Source organism: Acinetobacter sp. YH12096 (genome assembly GCF_013419215.1).
Taxonomy (GTDB): domain Bacteria; phylum Pseudomonadota; class Gammaproteobacteria; order Pseudomonadales; family Moraxellaceae; genus Acinetobacter; species Acinetobacter amyesii.
The window spans coordinates 1-15,967 of record NZ_VPAM01000053.1 but is presented as its reverse complement, the minus strand read 5'-3'; the positions used below and the strand labels follow the sequence as shown (position 1 = coordinate 15,967).

The 15,967-nt window shown below is 42.2% G+C and carries 14 protein-coding genes and 2 pseudogenes; 10 read left to right on the top strand and 6 right to left on the bottom strand.

Annotation, left to right across the window (positions count from 1 at the left end; translation table 11 throughout):
• The 6 genes and pseudogenes from FTU36_RS15655 to FTU36_RS15630 form a co-directional block, all read left to right on the top strand.
• Positions 1-90: pseudogene (locus FTU36_RS15655) on the top strand (IS5/IS1182 family transposase); the annotation flags it as partial.
• A 186-nt stretch (positions 91-276) separates the two neighbouring features.
• Complete coding sequence (gene hmpA, locus FTU36_RS15650) at positions 277-1,485, top strand: NO-inducible flavohemoprotein (protein WP_078192460.1); 1,209 nt, start codon at positions 277-279, stop codon at positions 1,483-1,485.
• 86 nt (positions 1,486-1,571) lie between these two features.
• Positions 1,572-2,015, top strand: coding sequence for an Rrf2 family transcriptional regulator (locus tag FTU36_RS15645; RefSeq protein WP_078192461.1), 444 nt, complete (start codon positions 1,572-1,574; stop codon positions 2,013-2,015).
• A gap of 85 nt (positions 2,016-2,100) precedes the next feature.
• Positions 2,101-2,961 carry a ribosome biogenesis GTP-binding protein YihA/YsxC gene (yihA, locus tag FTU36_RS15640; protein ID WP_180110386.1) on the top strand — a complete coding sequence of 287 codons (861 nt, stop codon included), beginning with the start codon at positions 2,101-2,103 and terminating at the stop codon, positions 2,959-2,961.
• A 157-nt stretch (positions 2,962-3,118) separates the two neighbouring features.
• A pseudogene (locus FTU36_RS15635) lies at positions 3,119-3,397 on the top strand (metal-dependent hydrolase); the annotation flags it as partial.
• Positions 3,386-3,790, top strand: a complete 405-nt coding sequence (locus FTU36_RS15630; protein WP_180118488.1) for a VOC family protein — start codon at positions 3,386-3,388, stop codon at positions 3,788-3,790. The pseudogene FTU36_RS15635 and the gene FTU36_RS15630, both read left to right, overlap by 12 nt.
• 12 nt (positions 3,791-3,802) lie before the next feature.
• Here FTU36_RS15630 and FTU36_RS15625 read toward each other — a convergent pair whose 3' ends face one another.
• Positions 3,803-5,062 (bottom strand): dicarboxylate/amino acid:cation symporter, encoded by a 1,260-nt coding sequence (locus tag FTU36_RS15625; protein ID WP_180118484.1) that lies wholly within the window; start codon positions 5,060-5,062, stop codon positions 3,803-3,805.
• Positions 5,063-5,309: 247 nt separating this feature from the next.
• The gene (locus FTU36_RS15620; protein ID WP_180118482.1) at positions 5,310-6,182 is read right to left on the bottom strand and encodes an acyl-CoA thioesterase II; all 873 of its coding nucleotides are present in this window, start codon (positions 6,180-6,182) and stop codon (positions 5,310-5,312) included.
• Positions 6,183-6,469: 287 nt separating this feature from the next.
• Between FTU36_RS15620 and plsB the strand changes: the two genes are divergently transcribed.
• A complete protein-coding gene (plsB, locus tag FTU36_RS15615; RefSeq protein WP_180118481.1) occupies positions 6,470-9,043 on the top strand; it encodes a glycerol-3-phosphate 1-O-acyltransferase PlsB in 2,574 nt (857 codons plus the stop codon).
• 86 nt (positions 9,044-9,129) lie between these two features.
• Here the strand turns inward: plsB and FTU36_RS15610 are convergent, their stop codons facing one another.
• Positions 9,130-9,663 carry a methyltransferase domain-containing protein gene (locus FTU36_RS15610; protein WP_373686373.1) on the bottom strand — a complete coding sequence of 178 codons (534 nt, stop codon included), beginning with the start codon at positions 9,661-9,663 and terminating at the stop codon, positions 9,130-9,132.
• A gap of 220 nt (positions 9,664-9,883) precedes the next feature.
• Positions 9,884-10,663, bottom strand: coding sequence for an NAD-dependent epimerase/dehydratase family protein (locus FTU36_RS15605; RefSeq protein WP_180118479.1), 780 nt, complete (start codon positions 10,661-10,663; stop codon positions 9,884-9,886).
• A 59-nt stretch (positions 10,664-10,722) separates the two neighbouring features.
• Between FTU36_RS15605 and recG the strand changes: the two genes are divergently transcribed.
• A complete protein-coding gene (recG, locus tag FTU36_RS15600) occupies positions 10,723-12,768 on the top strand; it encodes an ATP-dependent DNA helicase RecG (RefSeq protein WP_180003443.1) in 2,046 nt (681 codons plus the stop codon).
• 146 nt (positions 12,769-12,914) lie between these two features.
• Positions 12,915-13,547 (top strand): ComF family protein, encoded by a 633-nt coding sequence (locus tag FTU36_RS15595; protein ID WP_180118477.1) that lies wholly within the window; start codon positions 12,915-12,917, stop codon positions 13,545-13,547.
• A gap of 46 nt (positions 13,548-13,593) precedes the next feature.
• Here the strand turns inward: FTU36_RS15595 and FTU36_RS15590 are convergent, their stop codons facing one another.
• Complete coding sequence (locus FTU36_RS15590) at positions 13,594-14,001, bottom strand: NUDIX domain-containing protein (RefSeq protein ID WP_180059170.1); 408 nt, start codon at positions 13,999-14,001, stop codon at positions 13,594-13,596.
• The gene (locus FTU36_RS15585) at positions 14,001-14,606 is read right to left on the bottom strand and encodes a TIGR00730 family Rossman fold protein (RefSeq protein ID WP_180073425.1); all 606 of its coding nucleotides are present in this window, start codon (positions 14,604-14,606) and stop codon (positions 14,001-14,003) included. Before FTU36_RS15585 ends, FTU36_RS15590 begins: the two co-directional genes overlap by 1 nt.
• A gap of 155 nt (positions 14,607-14,761) precedes the next feature.
• On the opposite strand from FTU36_RS15585, the gene FTU36_RS15580 reads away from it, so the two are divergent.
• The gene (locus tag FTU36_RS15580) at positions 14,762-15,775 is read left to right on the top strand and encodes a CorA family divalent cation transporter (protein ID WP_078189297.1); all 1,014 of its coding nucleotides are present in this window, start codon (positions 14,762-14,764) and stop codon (positions 15,773-15,775) included.
• Positions 15,776-15,967 lie beyond the last annotated feature (192 nt).

The window sequence follows — 15,967 nt, the reverse complement described above, 5'->3', positions numbered from 1 at the left end:
AGAGGAATTGCCACAAGATACGATAAGCTAAAACGTAACTATCAAAGCGCTGTTGCTTTAGCTTGTATATTTATATGGTTGCCTCTTTAGCTCAATTTATCGGCTGTAAATGTCAACACACCCTAATCTAAAAGCCCAATTAAAAAGTACAAATTTATGGAATCTTTTTATATTCCATAATTTTTTTATGGTTTTTACTAAAACATGTATTGCGCGGATGTATTTAAAAATGTATTTTAAATACATCTTATAAATAACAGCCATGAGAGATCAGCTATGACTCCGCAGCAAATTGACCTAGTAAAAGCTACTGTTCCTGTTCTACGTGAAAATGGTGTCGCGCTGACTGGTTACTTCTATAATCGTATGTTGGGCAATAACCCTGACCTCAAAGAAACCTTTAACATGGGACATCAGCGCAGCGGTGCTCAGGCACAAGCCTTGGCGGGTGCTGTATTGGCTTATGCTGAAAATATTGAGGACCCATCTGTACTTTTACCAGTTGTAGAATTAATTGCGCATAAACATGTGAGTCTTAACATTCAAGCGCCAGACTATAATATTGTCGGCGAAAATTTGCTGCACTCGATCAGTGAAGTATTAAGCATTTCAATGGAAGATCCACTGATTGCAGCTTGGGCAGCAGCATATGGACAATTGGCAGACTTGTTTATCAGCACTGAAAAAGCGATTTATGAGCAACATCAGCAAACTAAAGGCAGTTGGTTAGGTTGGCGTAATTTCAAAATCGCGAAAAAAGTGGCTGAAAGTGATGAAATCACCTCATTCTACCTTGAGCCTTCTGATGGTGGTGATTTACCAAAATATGAAGCAGGTCAGTACATCTCTGTACGTGTATTGGTCGATGAGCTGGGTCTAAAACAGCCACGTCAATATACACTGTCGACCAGCCCGCAAGACAACTACTTACGTATCTCTGTAAAACGTGAAGATCAGAAAGGTGACTTGGTTCCAGGTTGGGTATCGAATACACTGCATGGCTTGGAGATCGGTTCAGAAATCGAAGTGTCTGCACCAACAGGTAATTTCTTCCTGATTGATTCACAAAAACGCAATGTCTTTATCAGTGGTGGTGTAGGTCTAACACCAATGATTGCGATGCTGAATCAGTTGGTGACTTTAGACATGCCACAACCTGTAACCTTTATCCATGCCTGCCGTAGCAAACAAGTGCATGCAATGCATAAACACATTCAGGATTTGGAAGCAAAATACCCACGTCTTAGCACCTTTACAGCCTATGAGTTCCCTCATGCTAATGATAAATTAGGTGAAGATTATGATGCTGCTGGTCGTCTAGACTTAGGCAGTATGGATACTGCACTGTTACCGATCAATGCGGATTATTACCTTTGCGGTCCAATGCCATTTATGGCTGAACAACAGAAAGCTTTAATTGCTCGTGGTATTCCTGCTAGCAATATTCACAGCGAAGCTTTCGGCACTGGTGGTGTAAAACACTAACTAAGCTATTCACCTGAAATACAAAGGGTTAGTTTAGTTATGCTAGACTAGCCCTTATTTATTTCTCTCAGACTCACAGTATTATCATGCAACTCAATAAATTCACCGATTATGCATTACGCATTTTGCTCTATATCGCACGTCCTCGTGATGTGCCTTATAACATTGCTGAAATTGCAGAAGACCTGCACGTTTCGCGTAATCACTTGGTGAAAATTGTGCATTTTATGGCAAAGCAAAACTGGTTAATCACCAGCCGTGGCAAAGGTGGCGGCATCCGCCTTAACCCTGAAGCACTTGAGGCTCAGCTCGGTCAAATCGTACGGATTTTGCAAGGTAATCACCAGATTGTTGAATGCAATGACCCACCCTGCGTACTGCGCAGTCAGTGTGGTTTAAAAAGCATTTTAGACCAAGCTTTAGAACAGTTTTATCAAAGTCTCGATCAGTACAAACTTGCCGATGTCTTGCAACCAAGCAGCGCATCTAAATTTACAACACAATCTCCAATTCAAATGATCAATCTCTAATTTCACTTTGCCTGCGACAAAATTCGCTTGCCTGCCCGACTTCCTTTATAATGCGTGTTGTTAAATCAGTTATTGAAGTTGGGTTATGCATCAGCACAGAGGAAAATCACGAAACAGTAAAGCGGCCAATGCGCCGAAGCAAAAGATTACTTATGAGAAAAAAGTAGACTCTGCGATTACTGAATATGCTGTGCGCTCGCTCAACTGGCTACGCAAAGCTGAGTTCTTAATGAGTGCGCCTAAACTCAACCTCTGCGTTGAAGATACCGGCTATGAAATTGCCTTTGCTGGCCGCTCAAATGCAGGGAAGTCGAGTGCCATTAATGCGCTCACCAACCAAAAGCAATTGGCTCGTGCGTCGAAAAAACCGGGTCGTACCCAAATGATCAACTTTTTCAGTTTAGGAAATCCTGATCAGCGTTTGGTCGACTTACCGGGTTATGGCTATGCCGCTGTACCTGAAGCGATGAAAATCGTGTGGCAAAAAGAGTTAGAAAACTATCTGATACACCGTGAAAGTTTACAAGGTCTTGTGCTGTTGATGGATATCCGTCATCCACTACAACACTTTGACGTCATGATGTTGGAATGGGCACATTCACGTAAATTGTTCGTGCATGTACTGCTCACCAAATCAGATAAACTAAACCGTGGCCCAGCCTCTAAAGCACTACAAGAAGTGAAAGCAGCATTGAAAAAAATGAAGCTGAACTTCTCTATCCAATTGTTCTCATCATTGAATAAACAAGGTTTAGAAGAGTTAGCGAGTGTCATGGCGGGTCGTCTTAACTTCACTCTAGAACAATCGACAGAGTTTGATCTTGATAGCATTCCTGAAGCATCGGAAGATGATATTGAAATCGATGCAGATGCGGAAGCATTCGACGACATCGACACTACATCTGAAGATTTACCCCAAGCTGAAGGCAAAAATTCAGACCACTAATCCAGTAATTTTAAAGTCAGCGCAAGGATGATTGTCTGAAAAAAAGTATCATCTGAAGATAATGAAATGTCCTGTATTGCTAATCACAATGCAGGATTTTTTTTGGATACTGAATACATCAGATGTGTACTCGATCACATAAAAACAAGGATAGGTCATGAAATTACTCTCCCGCTTGAGAAACACAAAACTTGGATCATCAATCGAATATAAAATTAAGCCACGTAAAGTGAAATTTGAGTGGCAAGATACTCAAGTTGACTGGGTACCCAACCAAGCTTTTGTCAGCTATTTTATTAATGAAATTAATATGATCTTACCGGCAGGTGAGTTTTGGTTTTGCCGTCTGTATAACAAAGTATTACCGCAAATTAGAGATGAAAAATTAGCAGAGGACGTTAAAGCATTTATCCGCCAAGAAGCCATGCATGCTCACATCTCCGTTATTACACTGGCCGTGAAAGATTTACACGCTGCATTCGCGTTTTATCAGGAGGGTTTAGGTCTAAATAGCGCAGAGATTATTGGGACTGAATTTGAACATGGTGCTGTGGCATTTTTTGATTTACAACACGGTTTAAAGCTCGCACTCTGGCCGCAAGATAGCCTTAGTCATGACACCGGAATCAGTACATCAGCTTTTTGTCCAACTCAAATGTCTCTTGGACATAACGTCAACAGTACCGCAGCCGTCGATCAAATCATGCAACAAGCCCAACGCGCAGGTGCAAAAACAATTAAGCCCGCACAGCCCACGTTTTACGGTGGTTATGCAGGCTATTTTCAAGACTTAGATGGGCATCTGTGGGAGATCCAACCCACATTTTAGCTGTTTATCTGCTTAATTCGACAACGCTGGTTCATCTACATCTCGCGTATGACGATCCACCACCACACTAATCATCATATCACCCTGTACGTTCACCACAGTCCGTACCGTATCCAATAGACGATCGATCGGCAGCAATATCGCAATGGCTTCTGCAGGAAGCCCAACCGATTGTAAAACCATAATCATCGTCACCATTCCAGCGCTTGGAATACCCGGCGCACCGAGTGAAGCAATCATGGCGGTTGCACAGACAATTAACTGCTGACCCAAGGTTAAATCTAAGCCCATCAAGTTGGCAATAAATAACGCAGCAGCAGCTTCATACAGCGCTGTACCATCCATATTTAACTGTGTGCCCAAAGGAATCACAAAGCCTGCTGTTTGAGGACGTACACCTAAATTTTCCTGCGCACATTTCATCGACAGTGGCATCGTTGCTGAACTTGAACTGGTTGCAAAAGCAGTGATTAAGGCAGCTCGTGTTCCTCTAAAAAATGTCAGTGGGCTCATTTTCCCAAAAATCCATAGCAGCAGAGGTAACACCACTGCCCCATGGAAAATCGTCGTCCCTGTGACCACCGCAGCAAACTCGGCGAGGCGACTCAACACCGAAATATCTTCTGTAGCAATCAATTTAGCCAATAATGCAAAAATACCAATCGGTGCAAGCTTCATCACCCAGCCGATGATCATCATCATGATGTCGAAAAATTGCTGACTGAGCTTTCTCACGCTTCGGAACTTTTCACCGCCTTTGACCAAGGCCACACCTAGAAATAGTGAAAACACCACGACTGCGAGTACGTTACCATCACTAAAGGCTTTAAACGGATTGATCAGTGTATTTTGAATAAAATTGGTAAAGAATGAACCTGCTGTGAGGGTGTCAGGGCTCTGATGTTGTTGTATTGCATCTTGGAACATGACGATGTCCACGCCCTGCCCAACTTTAAAAATATGCGCACATGCTAGACCTAAGATCAATGCCAAAGTTGTGGTGGTGACACAGCACGCTAAGGTAATTTTCCACGTTCGACTCAGCTGGCCACCCGCTTGTAAATTCGATACCCCCACCACAATCGAACTAAAGATCAACGGAACCAAGATCATTTTCAGCAAACCAATAAAAATACTACTGGCAATCCCCAGGCCATACAGGCTGGCGGATAAAAACAGCGTCTCTTGAAACTGAATTAATAAAAAGCCAAATGCCACACCCAATATTGCGGCAATTAAAATCTGCGTATTTAAGCTCATTGTGCCTTGCATTTATCATCCTTTATTCAGGCACTATGCCATGCGACCCACTGGGAATCGAGGAATTTTTTGTCACATGAACTGCTACAATTCTGCAAAGCATGTATTCAACCCAATTCAATTAGTACTGCACCCTAATAAGATAACTCGATTCCGTGAGTAGTTGCATAACCCAAAATTGACGGAGATAAAAAACCGAATCAGAAGATTCGGTTTTTTCAGTATTCAACTTTTACTATTAACACATATTGCTCAAAGCTTATTGGGTTTCAATTTCACGTAAACGAATCAAGCCTTCTTGTGTCGTACTACAGACCAACTCACCGTTTTGCCACATGCGACCGAAATTTAGACCACGTGAACTAGCACTGACGGTGGCATCCATATCATAAAGCATCCATTCATCCACACGGAATAGCTTATGGAAATACATGGCATGATCAATACTCGCACACTGCAAACTAGGTGATAAATAACTTAAACCATGTGGACGAAGTGCAGTCGTCATCAGCGTAAAGTCTGAATAGAATGCTGCAATGGCCTGATGTAAAGAGATGTCATCAACATCGGCAGCAATCGTGTCATGGGTACGAATATAGTGTGCATACGATGGCGCAGCAGGCTGCGGTTGGTACGGGTTTTGTGGATCAATCGGGCGAATTTCCACATGACGGTCGCGCATAAAAGATGCGCGGACGTTTTCAGGGACAAACTCCACCATCATTCGTTTCAACTCAGCTTCAGATTTTAAATCTTCGACGGCTGGATATTCTGGCTCTGCAACTTGGTAGTTCAACCCTTCTTCTTGCTCTGCAAATGACACCATACACATAAAAATGGTTTTACCATGTTGAATCGCACGAACCTGACGACTCACAAAACTGCGTCCATCGCGAATACGATCCACTTCATAAATGATTGGTGCATTGATATCACCGCCAAATAAGAAATAGGCATGTAAAGAATGAGCAGGTCGATCTGTCGTATAAGATGCCGCACGTAGCGCCTGACCTAAAACCTGTCCGCCAAAGACACGTTTCCCGACCAAATTTCGGCTTTGCCCACGAAAAATATTTTCTTCTAATTTTTCAAGGCTGAGTAAATCAACCAACTCTTGTGTTAAGGCATTCATAACAAACCTATCTATCATTCGGGATTAAGCTAACGCAGGCAACATCAACAGATGTTTAAATATATTTTCCATTTTGCCATAAATCCAGACTAAAACCCTAAAGATTCGCTGACTGATCTGTCACCTTGCTGATGCAATATAACTGCTAAAAATACGTTTTTTAACGATAAAATCTTACAATATCTATGCAATTTGTCAGAAAATGACATACAGTTTTTAAGTACAATTACGCAGAATAGATTCCCCTCAGAATCTCTGTGGTTTGGTCATGAAAAGTAGGAGTTTGTATGTCCAAGAGCGGCTTTGGTCAGATGTATCGAAAGCTTTCGAGTAAACTGCTTGACCTTGTGGTAACACCGCATGTTTTAGGTGAAGTCCCTGTAGAACCTGTAGTGACTGAAACCGATACAGATACCGGCGTACAGACAACGAAAATTACCTGCTACGTTCTGCAAAATCATTCACGGAGTAATGCTTTAATTGTCGATGGTGAAACCCGTCGTTTAAAGCTACACCCTGCACTCGACCCAATGACAGTGGGTACGCAAACAGAAAAAGCCTCTGTGGTGTTTTTACAACATCATGATGAAGACAACTTACTCAATCCACCGCCACATGCCTTTCCACCTCGTTTATTGCGTTTAATTGAGGTTTTGGAAAAAAATCCTGATGCGGATGTTGAGCTCGTTCCTGTAACCGTGCTGTGGGGTCGTGAACCCGATAAAGAAGATTCTTGGTTTAAATTATTATTTACCGATACATGGTCTACACCAAGCAAAGTGAAGCAGCTGGTCAATATTGGTTTGCACGGTCGTCAATCGTACCTTGAATTCCATGAGCCACAGTCTTTGCGTCGTTTGGTTGAATATGCCAAAACTACACATCCAAACTTGTCACCTGCGACTTATATTGTCAGCACACTGAATGATTATTTAGATGCGCAGCGTGAAGTGGTTTTGGGTCCGGATTTATCCGACCGTCGTAATGTGATGCATGGCCTGATCAAATCTACGGATGTGCAAGATGCGATTCGTCGTGAAAGCATTCGCAGTAAAATCAGTATGGTTGAAGCTGAACGTCGTGCGATTGGTTATTTAAATGAAATCGTTTCTGACTATTCTGCATCAACAGTACGTTTTGCTGACTTAGCCCTGACTCGCCTATGGACACAGCTTTATGATGGCGTCGAAGTACATAACTTCAGTACCGTTCGTGAACTAGCCAAAGACTACGAGATCATTTACACCCCATGTCATCGTAGCCATATCGACTATTTATTATTGTCATATGTGATCTATAAACGTGGCTTAATGGTGCCGTACATTGCTGCGGGCGATAACTTAAACATGCCATTTGTCGGGCAAATTTTACGTGGCGGCGGTGCGTTCTTTATTCGTCGTTCATTCCGTGGCAATGGTCTCTACACCACCGTATTTAAAGAATACCTCTACAGTATTTTGGCGCGTAATACACCGCTTGAATACTTCATCGAAGGTGGGCGTTCACGTACTGGTCGTTTATTACCACCGAAGACCGGCATGCTCGCCATGACTGTCCATGGTCATTTACGTAATCCAGCCAAACCGATCGTGTTCTTACCGACCTATATCGGCTATGAGCGTTTAATGGAAGGTGCGACCTACGTTGGCGAAATGAATGGTAAGCCGAAAGAAGGCGAATCGATCATTGGGATTATGAAAACTCTGCGTAAGATCGAACGTATTTTCGGTAAAGTGCATTTGAACTTTGGTGAGCCGGTTTTCCTTGATGATATGTTGAAACAGCATAATGCAAGCAACATCAAAATCGAGAAAAATGACGACCCAATTCCGCCAGAAGTTTCGGATGCCATTAACAGTTCTGCACACGTGATTTTAGAAAATATTAACCGTGCAGCAGTGGTGAACCCGGTTTCATTGCTTTCACTGATTTTATTGGCGACATCTAAACATACTTTAGATGAAGAGATTTGCATTAAGCAGTTAGATACCTATCGCGATCTTTTAAATGCCTTACCTTACGATGAACGCATGCAAGTGACACCGCTATCGGGTAAAGAAATCATTGCTTATGGCTTGAAACTCAAGCTGATTAAACGTGTTAATCATGTCCTTGGCGATATTATTGCCATTGCTGATAATCAAGCGGTGCTGTTAACCTACTTCCGTAACAACATCCTGCACGCATTTATTTTGCCATCACTCATTGCCGCTTTGGTTGAACATAATGGTTCTATTCGCCGTGGTGATTTGATTAATGTCATTCGTACACTGTATCCGTTCTTAAAAGCTGAGTTGTTCCTTAAATGGAATGATGAAGAACTTAAAGATCAGATCTGTGCGTATGCAGAAGTACTGATCAAAGCCAAGCTAATTTCTGAAGATGCAGAAGGCAACCTGATCTCCCCTGCGCCTAACTCAGAGCAGCACAATCAGTTAGTGGTCTTAGCTGCACCCGTGATGCAAAGTCTTGAGCGTTACTACATGACTTTGGCTTTAATCACACAACGTGGTTCAGGCAACATCTCAACCCGTCAAGTTGAAGAACTCAGCCACTTGGTTGGTCAACGTCTATCTGTGTTGTATGAATTTAACTCGCCAGAGTTCTTTGATAAGGCCTTGTTCCAAAGCTTTATTAAAGTCTTAACGCAACAAGGTTATATCAGTAACAATGAAAACAACGCCATTGTGTTTGATGAAAATTTCCAAAATGTTGCGCAATATGCCAACCTCGTTTTGGATGATGTGACACTGCAAATGTTGCAACACATTACGACCTTTAGTGATGAAGAGTTAAAAGAAGCACTAGATAAAGTAGCTGCGGAACAAGCCAAAAAACGCTTGAAACGTAAGAAGAAATAAACTGTTCTGATTTTTCCGCTATAAAAGTGGAAGAATATGAGCAAAATCAGGGACAAGTTGTAAAAGGCTTGTCTCTGTTTTTTGGACTATACAAAAGTATTTAATATTTTCTTTTTTAAAATTAAGGTATGTACATGCCAAAATTTTGTAGTTCCATTGGCTAGCGGTTTATTGCCTTTAAATTCATCGATATAAATAATATCAAAGTCCGCATCAAACAATTGTTTAAGTTCTTCCTGTTCAAAACCTATAAACTTTTCAGAAAAATTATTTACCCAATGATCATCTTTTCCTAACAGTTGTATGAGTAAAATGCCTTGCTCACTTAAGGATTCCTGCATTTTCTTTAAAACACTTTCAAGCGAATCCGTAGAACAAAAAAATAAACTGAATAAAGCAATAATTAAACTAGCTTTAGGAAAGCTATAGTCTTCAAAGGCCTGATTAGAAAATAAAAAATTCTTATTGTCTTTAAATTTACTTAGACAGATATTTTTAGCTTCAACAGTTGGATCAAATGCATATACTTTAAAATTATGACGGAGTAGAAATGATGATTCATTTCCTGCACCACAACCACAATCAATCGAGATCTTTGGTAAATTTTCAAAATAACTCAAAGCTTTTTCCAGAATCGGTCTATGGGGTAGATTCTGAGTAAGTTCAGCAAATGATTTTTGATTTTGTCATTATTTAATTTTTATCCTTTGAGATCCATCCGAAAATTTGAACAATACATGTTGTAAAAGACCTATCTTATTCATTTATAGAATTTCTTTTAATACTCACAAAGCTGCTCTGAATTTTATACGTCACGCCAATTTTACATACACATCACAATCAATCGTGCGCTAACTTAAAACCACTCTCCATCATCCGCGTTGCATAAATCTTTTTACCTGTTTCTACTTCACTCTCTAAAACCAATTCGGGTAAATGCATAGCTCTTTGCAATTCCAAGATTCGCTCATGCAAAGGTTGAGGTTTATTATCAGTACAAATATATGATTTTTCAGGATGTTCCACGTGAAGTAGATGACACAGAAATTTTGCCAAATCATCGATATGTATTCGATTTGACCAATGAATATTGGGATAGCGATGAGTCGTTTCTGCCAGTTTCTGCATTCGTGTTGTCGATGTGCCATAAATTCCAGATGGACGTACGATCACGCATTCGTTAGGAAATGCTTGTGTGTAGCGATGCTCCATTTCCAGTAACAACATGCCCTGCTCATCGATCGGATGTGGCACAGTGTCATCATCAATCCGCTCCCCCGCATGTTCACCATAGACACGAGTGGAAGACACCACGATTAAACGTTGTATTGGATGATGTGCTAATGCTTGAACAATCGGCTGTACAGAATCGACATAAGTGTGTCGGTAAGCATCCACAGCATTGAGTTGAGCATGACGTGCAGGAGCCAAAAGAACATAGACTACATCAATCGGTTGAACCTGCGACAAATCCAGTTGGTGAACATCTTGGATTAAATGTTCTGCAAAATCATCCTCTTTCGCACTACGACTCACTGTGGTAATTTGGTGACCTTGCTGAAATAATTGTTTAGCAACACGTTGCGATGTTTTACCATAACCGATAAATAGAATATGCATCAAACGACCTATTCTCAGAACTGATCCATTTAGATCATATAAACCGAAGTTGAGGGGACATGGCTGCCGTCCATCAATTGCAAGGGGTTGGCAATGCCGCCGCTGCTTTACTTGAAAAACTAAATATTTTCACGACAGATGATCTTTTGTTTCATCTGCCACGCGACTATGAAGATCGTAGCACGATCATCCCCATGAACCAATTAACCGTGGGCCGCAGTTATTTACTAGAAGGCACGGTCAAAAATATCGACTTCCCACCCGGTAAGCGTAAATCGATGGCCGCCCTTTTGGATGACGATTGTGGCAAAGTCACTTTACGTTTTTACCATATCTACAAAGGCATTACTGATCGGGTAAAACCGGGAAATCGTTTACGGATTTTTGGTGAAGTCCGTGTTGGTGCTCGTGGCTTAGAAATGTATCATCCTGAACTACAGGTGATTACTGAACACACGCCTTTACCTCAAACCCAACTCACTGCGATTTACCCTGCAACTGAAGGCTTAACACAGCCCAAACTGCGTGAATACGTCAAACAAGCACTACAGTTATATAGTGATGACTTACCTGAATTATTGCCAGAAAAATTCACCAATGGCTATGCCCTAAAACAAGCACTGGACTATATTCATCACCCCCCTGTCGATGCCAATATGTTGCAACTCAGCCAAGGTTCTCATCCTGCACAGCAACGTTTAATTTTCGAAGAATTGGTTGCCCATCAGGTCAGTTTGCTCAGCCGCCGTGCTTATATTCAACAAATCGAAGCACCGTCATTCTCTGCAAGTAAGAACTTCACCAAACAGCTTTTAAGTACACTACCGTTTGAAATGACCGGCGCACAAAAACGCGTGTCCAAAGAAATTGCGGTCGATCTGAAAAAGAACAAACCTATGCTGCGACTCGTACAAGGCGATGTAGGTGCAGGTAAAACCTTGGTTGCAGGCGTTGCAGCCTGTCATGCGCTTGAGGAAGGTTGGCAAGTGGCCATGATGGCGCCAACAGAAATTTTGGCCGAACAACATTATCTAAATTTCAAAAAATGGTTTGAGCCTATGGGACTGACCGTGTCCTGGCTTTCAGGCAAGCAAAAAGGTAAAGCTCGAGCTGCAGCAGAACAAAGTATTCAAGATGGTTCTGCTAATTTAGTGGTCGGCACACATGCTTTATTTCAAGACAATGTTCAATTTGCCAAATTGGGTTTAGTGATTATTGATGAGCAACACCGTTTTGGTGTCGATCAGCGTTTGGCACTTCGGAACAAAGGTCTCAATGGCATGACACCACATCAACTGGTGATGACAGCAACCCCTATTCCTCGTACCTTGGCGATGTCGGCTTATGGCGACTTAGACACCTCTGTCATTGATGAACTACCACCCGGTCGTACACCGATTCAAACGGTCACCATTCCACTGGATCGTCGTGAAGAAGTGCTACAGCGGATTGCCAGCAATTGTGCTGAAGGCAAACAAGCCTATTGGGTCTGTACCCTAGTGGAACAATCCGAAACCTTAGATGCTCAAGCCGCTGAAGCAACTTTTAATGAAATTAAAGAACGCTTCCCAGACCTCAATATTGGTCTGGTTCACGGCAAAATGAAGGCCGATGAAAAGCAAGCAGTGATGCAGCAATTTAAAAATAATGAATTGCAATTACTAATTGCAACCACCGTCATTGAAGTCGGTGTTGACGTCCCGAACGCCTCAATCATGGTGATTGAAAATGCAGAACGCCTAGGGCTTTCACAACTACATCAGCTACGTGGTCGTGTAGGGCGTGGTGCCAAAGCCAGTTTCTGTGCCTTGCTGTATAAAAATCCCTTGTCGCAAAATGGGCAAGAGCGTTTACGCATTATGCGCGAGACCAATGACGGCTTTATTATTGCTGAAAAAGATTTGGAAATTCGCGGCCCCGGTGAGCTCCTCGGCACTAAACAAACGGGCGATATGGGCTTTCGTGTAGCAAAATTAGAGCGAGATGACCATTTACTCAATCAGGCTCACTATGTGGCTCAACAAGTCCTGAATGACTATCCTGCACAGGCTCAAGCGCTTTTAAAACGATGGCTGCCGGAAGCTCCTCGATACGCCTATGTATAATAATTATTAGGATGACAGATCGATCATCCTAATTATACAGATTGGCTTGAACCAATAAGCTTGTCGAACAGGTTGCTGTGGTGTTGTGATTGCACTTCACCACGAACTGTGCAAAATACTCAAAAAAGAATGATTAGAATAAAAACATGCTCCAATCTATCCAACACTTCATCCAAAAAGGAATACAGAGCGTTTCCCCTTGCCTGCTCTGCGGTATCGATCGACAACAACATCATTCGCTTTGTACCGACTGCTGGGCACAACTGCCTTGGTTTAAACAAGCGGTTGATCGCCATGAACACAGCATCTCTTGTGCCTTTTACTATGATTTCCCTATAGATCGCATCATTCAAAGCTATAAGTATGAGCAACAATTGCACTATCAAAATTTACTGGCACAGAGCCTTTTAAGCTTGCGCTTAGCTAGGGTTCAAGCCATCGTTCCCATGCCTATTTCAGTAGAGCGCCTTAAAGACCGTGGATACAACCAAATGCTGCTCGTTGCACACATGATAGCAAAGCAATTGCGGATCCCTGTTTGGCAACCAGTGATTCGTCAAGCACAGCACGCTCAAAAAGGTTTAAGTCGGCTAGAACGCCTAGAAAATATCGAACAACAATTTATTATCGACCCAACCGAAAAACGCCGTTTCCGTAAAGTCCTCATCATCGATGATGTGGTGACCACGGGGAGTTCAATCCATGCATTAAGTACGCTGTTACATCGGCTACATTGCACGCAGGTATATGCCGCATGCATTGCTGCAGCACAGCCTTAGTTTCTAACATCAACCACTAATAAAGAAACTGAGCAAGCGAAGCGGTTTAGCTTTCAACAAGAGATCGCGCCTGCTGCTTCACCCAAGGAATCACCACCTCACGTGTTAAAGGTGCGAGTTTTGTTTGTGTATCATCCAAGCTGACCCATTGCATTGCTGCAATTTCTGCATCAATTTTCGGTTCACCTTGCAACTGGACCAGATAGACATAACTCACCAGTAGATGATCGGCTTCGTTCGCAGCGGCCGTTTCAAAACGACCAATGAATTGTTCAATCTGCGCAGCGCAGCCAATTTCTTCCTGAATTTCACGTAGCATGGTGATTTCAGGGGCTTCATTGGGTTCTAACTTGCCACCCACTTGCATAAAGAATGCCGTGTGTTTTTTACGAACCACTAAAAGTTCATGCTGTTCATTTAGAATAATGGCTGCGGCAACAGTGATAGTTTTCATCAATCTTGTTCCAAATCGGTGATAAAGGCTGTACGTTCAACCATGCCCCATTTCGGCTCTGGCGCAGTGAAATGTTGAAACTTTTCAACAATCGTTTCAATATTATCTTCTGTAATTAAGCCTTCGATAAAACGCGGATGGGTAAAGCCTTTTTCTGCAGTTGTTTTTAGAAAATTCAATAAATCGTCATAAAAACCATCTACATTGAGAAAGGCACATGGCTTTAAATGAATGCCCAATTGAGCCCACGTCCACTGCTCAAAAATTTCCTCTAAAGTCCCTGCTCCACCTGGAATCGCCACAAAACCATCCGAGAGTTCAGACATTTTGGTTTTCCGTTGTTGCATATTTTCTACCACATGCAATTCGGTTAAATCTGGATGTGCCAATTCTTTATCGACCAGGACTTTTGGAATCACCCCAATGACTTGCCCACCTGCACGCAAAGCACTATCTGCCACAACACCCATCAAACCTGAACGACCACCACCATAGACCAGTGTGATGCCTCGTGCCGCTAAATGACGACCGACTTTTTCAGCCACCTGTAAATAGGCAGGATTGTTACCAAGGGCGGAACCACAGAAAATTGCGATAGATTTCATTTATAATCACCATCAGATCAGGAACGCTATGCTGGAAAAATCAACTTTAAACAGATTTTTTCATAAAATAAGCATTAGAACAGTGTTTTTCAGCAAATCCTTGTCTAAAATACACCCATTCATTTTTAACTTACTGCGCAAGGGGAAAAGACAACATGCTTGAAGCCTTTTACGCCACAGAGCGCGGTAGTCTGGAAGATGTCACCATCAATGGTGACTTCGATTTACATCAGGATTTAGTCTGGCTCGATCTCATTGCCCCGTCTCAGGAAGAGCAGCAATGGATTATGGATGCCTATGATCAGAATTTACCTACATTAAAATCATTAGAAGATATTTCGTCGAGTGCACGATTCTACCGTGATGACGATGGTATTTTGCACATCAGCACCTATTTTTTAACGAAAAATAAAAATTTTCAGGTCGATGGCGAACCCGAAGAAAATGCCAGCACCTTAGCTACCGTGCAGACAGTTGCCTTTATTTTGCATAAAGAGCGCTTATTCACTTTACGAGGTGAAAAGCTGGTGGCTTTCCGTGCCTTTCGTGCCCGTGCGCGTCGTAATGATTATGAAATTGACTATAAAGATCCAACTTGGATTTTATTGGGTCTTTTAGAAGCCAAACTCGATGAGCTTGCGGATATCTTGGAAGATATCCACAAGGACTTAGAAAAGTATTCCACAGAAGTGCTGAATAACCGTCATCGTGAGATGATTTTAGACTTAGATGACATGATTACCCGACTTGCACATTTAGAAGATATGCTCGGGAAAGCACAGCTGTGTCTGATCGACTTACGTCGTGTTCTCACCTTCCTGTCACGTCCTCGCGCATTGGGCAGTCATATTTATGATGCCGACATCCGAGAACTCAGTGAAGACGTGCGCTCTCTGGTTGAGCATGATGCCTTCCTGTTCCAAAAGGTTCGATTCTTACTAGATACCACTTCTGGATTCATTAACACCGAACAGAACGATACGATTCGTCGATTCTCGATTTTACCAAGTATGCTTGCGCCACCGATGTTAGTGGCCAGTGTCTATGGGATGAACACCGACGTACTGCCATTCGCGCATGGTACAACCAGTTTTATCGTGGTCAGCTTAATCATCGTGGCATTCTTTATTGGACCATTGATGTACTTCCGCTGGAAGAAATGGATTTGATCCTTGCCTATTGCGTGGACTGGCGAGAGCTTCTTATCGCACTGCAATAAAAAAAGCACCTTACGGTCACTGCTGTCCCACAATTTTTCACAAGAGGAAGCTCATTTGAGCTTCCTCTTGTTTTATGGGTATTTTATCGGGTGAAAATAAAGCTTTTAAAGTTCTTCTTTCAAACAAATTCACTTGAATTAT